The following is a 6,986-nucleotide window of genomic DNA, read 5'->3' as shown; positions in this document are numbered from 1 at the left end:
GCAGGGCGGCTTCGAAGGGCCAAACCTTCATCTCCCGCACAGCACCGCTATTTGAAGTTCGCTACCATCAACTCCCTTTCGCGTTCAGGACACACACGCAAGCGGCACATCGTCACCGACACCCTCGGCCTCCTCCTGGCCGTCACGGTCACCGCCGCCAGCGTTCACGACTCCGCCGCAGGCACCCCACTCCTCGCCGGCATCGCCGCACGCCACCCCACCATCACCAAGGCCTGGGCCGACAACGGCTACAAGACCAAAGCCGTTGAACAGGCCGCCCACCTCGGCATCGACCTCGAGATCGTCCAACGCGACCCCACCGTCCGCGGCTTCCACGTCCAACCCCGCCGCTGGGTCATCGAACGCACCCTCGGCTGGCTCATGCACCACCGCCGCCTGGCCCGCGACTACGAAACCCACCCCCACCGCTCAGCCGCCATGATCCAGCTTGCCGCCATCAACCTCATGACCCGCCGCCTCACCCACGAAGCCACCCCCAACTGGCGCGACAGCTAAGCCAAATGAAACAGACAACCGAGAATCAAACGCTCACTTAGCCCGACGCCGGGACCGACCTCGCCTCCCGGAAGACACGCGCCCTACGGGACGGCAACGCCTCCGCCGTCAAAATCTACGGCTGCGAGGCCCTCCGGGACGTTACCGCCTGGCTCATGGAGGCCGTCGCCGCCGGCCTGCTGATGGACGGCTCCGCGGGCGCCGTCCTGCACGGCGAACTGGAGCTCGGCTACTGCTCGGCGGTGATCATCACCTCCGGCGGCGGCAACAACGAGATCCAGCGCGAGATCATTCTCGTGGATCGGGCTGGGATCTCGCGTACGGCGGTGACCCTCCTGCGCGCCCGTGCCGTGGACGCCCGGGATCTCCGGGGCGCAGCCGCGGCAGACGGCGATGGTGCATGGGATCGGCGCCGACGCTCCGGGAGCGGTGGCGAGGACCCCTCAGGCGCTCGCCCTCCCGGCTGCTGATCCGCGCCCCGCTGCGCGAAGGACCCCTGCCGGCCACCGAACTGACGGCGACCGACCGAGTCCACCCTGACCGGCGACGCCGACGCCGACCGCGCCCGCAGCGGTTTCCAGCTGGATCCGCCCGGGGACGGCATCGCCGAGCATTTCAGGCGGGGCGGGTGCGAAGGAGCGTCGAGCCGAGGTACTGAACGGCCCGCAGCGCGACTTCCAGATCGCTGTGCCCTTTCTGGACCGGGTGTCCCATGATTGTTTCGGCTTTCCGGATGCGGTACTGCACGCTGTTCTTGTGCAGTATTTGCGCACTGGCGGTAGCGGTATAACTGCAGCCGGTGTCCAGGAAGATCTGTGTGGTCTCTCGAAGCCGCGCGCTGTTCTCGTCATCGACCGCCAAAGCCCCGAGGATGTCCCACACCCAAGCACGCATGTCATCGACGTTCGTAGCCATCAAGGCGATGGGAGCAACGGTGGAGAAGTCGGTGAACTGGGGGACCGGACTGGCCGATGCTGCGAGTTCCTGCGTGCGCAGTGCCTGCCGATGCGTGGAGCGGAATCCCTCGAGGCCGTACCCGACGCTCCCGGCGCACACGTGCACGGGAGGATCGCTGCGCTCGACCACATCCGAAAGCTGTTCCGAGGAGACCTCGTTGCGCGAGCCGAATGGCAGCCATGCCCAGGACAAGACCGCGTCTCGGGGGACGAACAGCGGCCTGGCGGCGCAGTCGAGCTTCCGGGCTACCTCGTTCGTGATCCGGTCGAGTCGAGCAAGTCCCTCGCCCTCACCCGTCAGCGTGGGCAACCAGGCCACCAGCCCGAGGTGGTTCTGCCGGAGCCGGTAACCAAGAGCTGGTTCAGCCCAGTTGAGGTCGACGTCCTTCTCCGTGAGGATGTCTCGCACGCGCGCGGCGCGCGCGGCGGTCTGGCCGAGCAGCCAGTGATCGCGTTCTTGCTGGTAGACCATGGCGGCATTTTCAGCTATCCGTTCGCCGTAACCGAAGCTCAGCTGCAGCATGCGCCGGTTGGTCGCGGTGAAGAGCTCGTAGTCGACGTCCTCTCGGTCGAGCTCGTCCAGACACCACTCCAGAAAACGCAACTGGCCGAACCTGTGGGCCCTGGTCATCACAGTGAGGGGGATGTCCCGCTGAGCCAGCCTCCTGGTGTACTCAAGACTAGCTGCAGGCGCCTCGACGTTGGCCAGAGATATATCGTTCTCGAACACGTGCAGCACCGTGGCGATATTTTCCGTGATGCTCGCCTGCAGGACTTTGATGACGGTGGTGTCCCTCCCGAGCTCGGGGACCTTGGCCGTGACATGCTCCACGATGTCGCGGCTGACCTCCGAGAGGTGTGACCCTACGTTCTCCGCGACCACGGACAGTTGTTTCGCGGCCTCGGGATGCTCCGCAGCCATACCTCAATCCTACAGAGTGGTTCGTGACCTATCCGCTTCCAGGGTGCGCGATAGGACGGACTCCGGAAAGTCTGCGCGATTACTGCCTCCTGAAGAGTCCATCGGCGCCAGTTCCAATCCGAAGGACGTATTGCGACCCAGGGGCTTTCGTGCCCTCCGCCCTTAGGGACGGCTTTTCGGAGGCGGCTGGATCGCGGTACGCGCGGCCGTCCGCCACCGCGTGAAAATCCCCCCTGCAGGCGGCTGGACCTGCTCCGCCGCCCCGTCGCGCCCCACGCGCGGCGGGCCCTGGTCCTGTCGCCTGTCCCCACGATCCGACTTCCGGAAGGGGCGGAGAACCATGACAACCCTGTCGACACCCGGCACCGATGCGCCGCAGGCGCAGATTCCGGACTACCCCATGCCCCGGGCGTCCGGCTGCCTGTTCGACCCGCCGCCGGTACACACTGCAGGCCCAGGCTCCGATCGGCCGGGGGCGGCTGTGGGACGGCAGCACCCCGTGGCTGGTCACCCGCTACGAGGACCAGCGGGCGCTGCTGGCCGATCCGCGGATCAGCGCCGACAGCAACCGCCCGCCCTACCGGCATGTGGGCGCGGGCCAGAAGGAACGCAGGCAGGAGTCGCGGACTTTCCTCGATGGACGATCCGGAGCACGCCCGGTTGCGCCGGATGGTCACCGCGGCCTTTTCCATCAAGCACCCGGCGTGGCCCCCCGCCGCCTGCCAGACAGCGATCTGGCCGGAGTCCACGTCCTGCGAACCCTCGACGACTCGCTCGCCCTGCGCGCCGCGCTGCTCACCGGGCCCCGGGTGGTCGTTGTCGGAGCCGGGTTCCTCGGCGCCGAGGTCGCCGCGGCAGCCCGAACCATGGGCCTGGACAGCCTGAGGGCTCGGCGGCGGCGGCGCGGCCGTCCTGCGCTGCGCGACGAGGGGTACAAGGTCACCCGCAGGGGGACGGCAGCGCACAGCGGCGCGACGCGAGCGCACCCACGCACGGTAACGGGCCAATGCTGCCGCGGCGGTCCGCGGCGGGCGGCGCCTTCGATGTCGGCGATGAGCCGATGGAGGCGCAGTGCGTGTGCGAAGTCGGGAACCTCAAGGGTGTCCTTGGCCAGGTCCTCAGCGAGTGCCGCGTACACCGCGGCGACGTTGCGTGCGGGTCCGGCGCGTACGGCGGCCAGGTCGGCGTCCGGGTACGTGGGGACTGTCAAGGGGCTCACCTCGGTCGCGGTCCCGTTGCCGCCGGAGAGGGTCAGCTCGGTGCTCTGGATGATGCCGTCGGCGGATGGACTGGTCAGCAGGAGATCGCCGGAGGTGCCGTTGATCTCCCAGCGCAGGCCGCCGGCCCGGGAATGTCCGCCGCGGTAGAAAACGGAGGCGACCGCGCCCGACCGCAGTCCCGCGGTCACCGCGACCTGGTCGGGTGCGGTGACCGGCACGGTCGTGTTCTCCTCGGCGATCAGGACCTCATGGCGTCCGACGGCGAGAGTCGCGGTGACGTGGTCGATGTCGCCCAGGACGTAGGTGAGCGCGTCGAGGGCGTGCGCCGTGGACACCGACAACGTGGTCACGCCATTGGTGATGTCGTACAGAAAGGCGTGCCTCCGGCTGGTCACGGCGTCCCAGCCCATGGCGGACCCGGTCAGGATGGTCGCCAGCACCCGCCCGAGGTATCCCTCCGCGACCAGCTCGCGCAGGCGCCGCACGGCCGGGGCGAATCTGGCCTGCAATCCGATGACGGTCCGCACGCCGGCCGCGGCGGCCAGCTCGGCGAGGTGCGCGGCCTCCTCGACGTTCACGCCGAGCGGCCATTCGCTGTAGACCATCTTTCCGGCGGAGAGAGCCTGCGCCGACAGGTCGTGGTGCTGGGGTACCTTCACCGCCACCACCACGAGATCGACGTCCGGGTGGTCGATCAGCGCCCGGGCATCGTCGAAGGCGTCGACGCTCCAGGCCGCCGCGGCGGCGTCCGCCGAGGCGCGCCGGCTGGTGGCCACGGCGCGCAGCCGGTAGCCGGGAAGGGCCCGCAACGCGGGGACGTGCGCGGCGACCGCCCAGCTCGGCGTGCTCGGGCTGGCGCCGATGATTCCCACGCCGATCTCTTTCACGACAGCTCCCTTCCCAGTACCTGGTATACAGCCTGGGGCGTGTGTCCGGATGCGCCTCGCGCAGCTCCGTCAGCGCCGGATCGAGCAGCCCCGTGGGCAGTTCGAGCGGGATCCCGATCCGCAGCGCCCCGCCACCCGGGCCGGTGTACCGGGCCATCGCGCGCAGGGCCTGATCGTGCGGGGCGAGTACCGCGCGCGCCTCCGCCAGCAGCGCGGTTCCCGCCTCGGTGGCCCCTACCCCAGTGCTGCCTCGCACCAGCAGCTTCACCCCGAATTGCCGCTCAAGTCCGCTCACCGTCTGGGACAGGGCCGGCTGACTGCTGACTCACGTGCAGCCACCGCGCCGCGGCGGACAGCCCACACTCCTCCACTACCGCCACGAACGCGCGCAGCTCCCGCAACGCCACGCCCACATGCCACCACGCCGTCCCGAGCGTGTCACGCTCGGCTCAGCGCCGGGGCGGCGCACGGGGGGGAGACGGGAGCACCGCGGCTGCCAGTCGGTGGCCGTTCGCTGTACGGGCCGCTTGAACCTCCCCCCCAGGACGACTCGTTGCATCGCGCTTCCTTCGGTGACCAATGTTGGGTCCCGAGTACGAACGGTGCTGACTTTCTCGTGTTCTGCGTCCGAGGGATTGATCCACGCCCGTCCGTAGCGTGATGGACAGCACGGAGGAACTTGATACTCAGATCTGAAAGGGGAACATCATGAGTGCACATGTGTCCCGCATGGGCCGCCTGGCTGCCGTCACCTCTGCCGCAGTCGTCCTCGCCTGCACCGGTATAGGGGTCGGCACGGCGTCTGCGGCGGAGCAGAGCCACGAGGTCGGCTACTCGGCTCACGGCGGTGGCGGCGGCCACGGCGGTGGCGGCGGCGACCACGGCGACGACGGCGACAACTGGGGTGGGGGCGGCGACAACTGGGGTGGGGGCGGCTACTAGAAACAGGTCAGGCGTTCCCGGCCGGGGCTTCCCGGTCGGGAACGCCTGCTGTGTTGCGAGCTGTTGAGGGCCAAATCGACGATGAAAGGCCGATTGGCCCGCTGGTACCAACTTCAAGTGAGAGGTGGTGTCCTGCGCCCAGTGGCTGTCGTGCCCCGCAGGCCTAGCGTCGAGTCAAGGGATGCGATCCGCGATCCCACGAACACACAAGGAGCGGGAAATGAACGCGACTACGTCCGCGGACGCACCACAACCGTCAGCCCTTGAGACGCCCCACGCCTCCCGGAGCCCGATCGCCCAGCACGCTGTCGACGTGGCCGTGCGCTATCGGCCTGCACGATCGGAGACATCGGGCGACTGGATCGAGCTCATCGCGCTGTCCGAGAATCGCGTGGCCATGGCCGTGGGCAGTGTTGTGGGCTGCGGCCCGCGTGCCCGCGCCTGGATCGGCCGGCTGCGCGGCGCAGTACGCAACCTCGCCTCGACCGGCCTGCCGCCCGACGAACTCCTGGGCCGTCTCGATCATCTCGCGACCCGGTGGGGCCGGGGTCCTGACGAATGGCAGGGCTTCTTCAGGGGAGCGACTTGTCTCTATGCGATCTACGCCCCGGTCTCCCGGCACTGCGCGGTGTCCCGGGCCGGGCATCGGCCGCCCGCCGTGATAAGCCCCGATGGCCGGGTGGACCTCCCCGACGTGCCCGCCGGGCCGCCCCTCGGCCTGGGCAGCGGCTCCTTCACCACTGCGGAGTGGGAGGTGCCCGAGGGCAGCCAACTGGTGCTCTACGGCCACGGCCTGATCCAACGCCGAGGACAGGGCGCCGATGCCGGTTTCGAACTGCTGAGGAGGCTCCTGAGCCAAGCCGCCACCCGGAACGGCGTTGTGGGCCCGGAGGAGACCTGCGCGGCCGTGTTCGACGCACTGCTCCCAGTCCGCCCCGGCGGCCCCGTCGCGCTGATGGTCGCCCGCACTCGCGGCATGCAACCTGACCAGGTCGCCGACTGGGATGTGCCCGCCGAGCCGACCGCGGTGGCGGACCTGCGTGCCGCTGTTACGCGCCAGCTTGCGCATTGGGGTCTGAGCGACCTTGTCTTCACGACCGAACTGATCCTCAGCGAGCTGGTGAGCAACGCTATGCGCTACACCACTGGACCGATCCACCTTCGGCTGCTCTGTGACCACGCCCTTACGTGTGAAGTGTTCGACTCCAGCACCGCAATTCCCCATCTGCATCAGGCGTCCACCACGGACGAGAGCGGACGCGGTCTGTTTCTTGTCGCCCGGCTCGCTGAGCGTTGGGGGGCGCGACACACGCAGGCCGGCAAGGTGATCTGGACCGAGCAGCCCCTGCCGCAGACGCCGTCGGCCGGGATGGACGCGCGGCCAGTTGCCACGACGGGCCACCCCTCCCAAGGCAGTCGGGCAGGTCATTACGCCCCCTGCCCGGTGTGAGGAGAGGGCTAAGGGGACAGCAACCCGCGCGGGGGCTGCGACGGCCTTGTGGTCGGCCCGGCCCCCGTTCGTTTGCCCCGCTACCGACCAGAC

At 69.0% G+C, this 6,986-nt stretch carries 6 protein-coding genes and 2 pseudogenes; 5 read left to right on the top strand and 3 right to left on the bottom strand.

Going from position 1 to position 6,986, the window contains the following annotated elements:
• Both ACWD3E_RS35630 and ACWD3E_RS35625 read left to right on the top strand, forming a co-directional pair.
• Positions 1-516 (top strand): IS5 family transposase (locus tag ACWD3E_RS35630; protein ID WP_451391643.1); only part of this gene is annotated, 516 nt, incomplete at its 5' end.
• A gap of 95 nt (positions 517-611) precedes the next feature.
• A pseudogene (locus ACWD3E_RS35625) lies at positions 612-846 on the top strand (acyl-CoA dehydrogenase family protein); the annotation flags it as partial.
• Positions 847-1,131: 285 nt separating this feature from the next.
• On the opposite strand, the gene ACWD3E_RS35620 reads toward ACWD3E_RS35625, so the two are convergent.
• The gene (locus ACWD3E_RS35620) at positions 1,132-2,394 is read right to left on the bottom strand and encodes a PucR family transcriptional regulator (protein WP_451391642.1); all 1,263 of its coding nucleotides are present in this window, start codon (positions 2,392-2,394) and stop codon (positions 1,132-1,134) included.
• A 368-nt stretch (positions 2,395-2,762) separates the two neighbouring features.
• Here ACWD3E_RS35620 and ACWD3E_RS35615 point away from each other — a divergent pair, with 368 nt between their 5' ends.
• A complete protein-coding gene (locus ACWD3E_RS35615; RefSeq protein ID WP_451391651.1) occupies positions 2,763-3,761 on the top strand; it encodes an FAD-dependent oxidoreductase in 999 nt (332 codons plus the stop codon).
• Here ACWD3E_RS35615 and ACWD3E_RS35610 read toward each other — a convergent pair.
• A pseudogene (locus ACWD3E_RS35610) lies at positions 3,689-4,486 on the bottom strand (Gfo/Idh/MocA family protein); the annotation flags it as partial. The gene ACWD3E_RS35615 and the pseudogene ACWD3E_RS35610 sit on opposite strands and share 73 nt — an antisense overlap.
• 296 nt (positions 4,487-4,782) lie before the next feature.
• Positions 4,783-4,872: a hypothetical protein gene (locus ACWD3E_RS35605; RefSeq protein WP_451391650.1), complete on the bottom strand. Its 90-nt coding sequence runs from the start codon at positions 4,870-4,872 to the stop codon at positions 4,783-4,785.
• Between the two features lie 337 nt (positions 4,873-5,209).
• Here ACWD3E_RS35605 and ACWD3E_RS35600 point away from each other — a divergent pair, with 337 nt between their 5' ends.
• Together ACWD3E_RS35600 and ACWD3E_RS35595 are read left to right on the top strand one after the other, a co-directional pair.
• Complete coding sequence (locus ACWD3E_RS35600) at positions 5,210-5,443, top strand: hypothetical protein (protein WP_351221996.1); 234 nt, start codon at positions 5,210-5,212, stop codon at positions 5,441-5,443.
• Positions 5,444-5,756: 313 nt separating this feature from the next.
• A complete protein-coding gene (locus tag ACWD3E_RS35595; protein ID WP_451391641.1) occupies positions 5,757-6,893 on the top strand; it encodes a SpoIIE family protein phosphatase in 1,137 nt (378 codons plus the stop codon).
• The last annotated feature ends 93 nt before the right edge of the window (positions 6,894-6,986 follow it).

The sequence above is a fragment of the Streptomyces sp. NPDC002676 genome, assembly GCF_053592455.1.
Note: the sequence above shows the minus strand (reverse complement) of the source record. Positions and strands in the feature narration are given on the sequence as shown.